This window comes from Thauera linaloolentis 47Lol = DSM 12138 (assembly GCF_000310205.1).
Taxonomy (GTDB): Bacteria; Pseudomonadota; Gammaproteobacteria; order Burkholderiales; family Rhodocyclaceae; genus Thauera; species Thauera linaloolentis.
In genome coordinates, this window is the sequence record NZ_AMXE01000182.1 from 1 (window position 1) to 1,297 (window position 1,297).

Below are 1,297 nucleotides of genomic sequence, written 5' to 3' on the forward strand. Positions count from 1 at the left end.
GGCCAGCGCCGCCCTCGCCCAGCCGGCGCCGGCCGCCGCGCCCGAGGGCCTGCGCGCCCAGCTCGTCGCCGTGCGGCATGCGGTGATCTCCAGCGAACTGGCGGGCAAGATCAGCAACCTGCCAGTGCGCGAAGGCCAGCGCTTCCGCCAGGGCGAAACCCTGGTGGCCTACGACTGCGCGCTGCATCGCGCCCGCCTCGAACGCGCCGGCCAGGCCGAATCCGCCGCGCGCAAGAAGCTCACCGTCGCCGAGGAGTTGGACAAGTTCGGCTCCATCAGCCAGGGCGATCTCGTCCAGGCACGCGCCGCGGTATCCGTCGCCCAGGCGGAGAGCGGCGTGGAGCGCGTCATGGTGCGCCGCTGCACCATCGCCGCGCCCTACGCCGGCCGCGTAGGGGAAACCTACGTGCGCGCGGCCGAGCACGTGGCCGAAGGCAAGGAGCTGCTGAGCATCTACGACGACAGCGCGTTCGAGGTCGAGACCATCGTCCCGTCGCGCTGGCTGGCCTGGCTCAAGCCCGGCTACCCGATGGCGATCACGGTGGATGAAACCGGCCAGACCCACCCCGCCACCGTCGCCCGCATCGCCGGCACCGTGGACCCGCTCAGCCAGTCGGTGAAGATCGTCGGCCGCCTGGACAATGCGCCGGCCGCGCGCGAGGCTTCGCTGCTGCTGCCGGGCATGAGCGGCAGCGTGGACATCGCCCCCCCGACCGCCAGCCGATGAACGCGCGCATGACCGGAAGTCCGGCCTCCAGCGCCCAGGCATCCCGCGAAACCCTGCTCGCCACCCTGCTGCAGTTGGAACAGCGCGTGCGCGCCTGCAGCGACGAGCAGGCGCTGGCCTTCCTGATGGCGAACGACAGCCACGCGCTAGCGCCCTACCGCCAGGCCGTGCTGTGGGCGGACGCCGAAGGACGAGGAGACGGCCGCATCGTGGCATTGTCCGGGCTGGCGGTGCCGAACCGCGACGCCCCCTTCAACGTCTGGCTGGAAGAACTGCTGCAGCGCCACGCCGCCACGCCCGCCGCCCGTACCGCGGGCCGCCTGCCGCCGCCGGCCGAAGCCGGCGATGCCGCGATGTGGGCCGAGCACCTGCCGGCCCACGCATGGTGGCTGCCGCTGCCGCTGCCCCCTGGTTGCGCCGCCCTCGTCCTGCTGCGAGACACGCCCTGGCAGGCACGTGAAACCGGCTTGCTCGCGCTCGCCGCCGATGCCTATGCCCATGCCTGGCGCGCCTTGCGCGGCAAGCGCCCAGACACCGCTCCGCAAGCCGATGCCGCACCGGGCGAAACGG

At 73.0% G+C, this 1,297-nt stretch carries 1 protein-coding gene and 1 pseudogene; both read left to right on the forward strand.

All coding sequences use genetic code 11. The features are described from left to right. Window positions 1–727: efflux RND transporter periplasmic adaptor subunit (locus C666_RS19065; protein WP_004350815.1), on the forward strand; the 727-nt coding region annotated here is incomplete at its 5' end. An 8-nt stretch (window positions 728–735) separates the two neighbouring features. Beyond that, window positions 736–1,297 (forward strand): annotated as a pseudogene (locus C666_RS19070) (hypothetical protein); the annotation flags it as partial.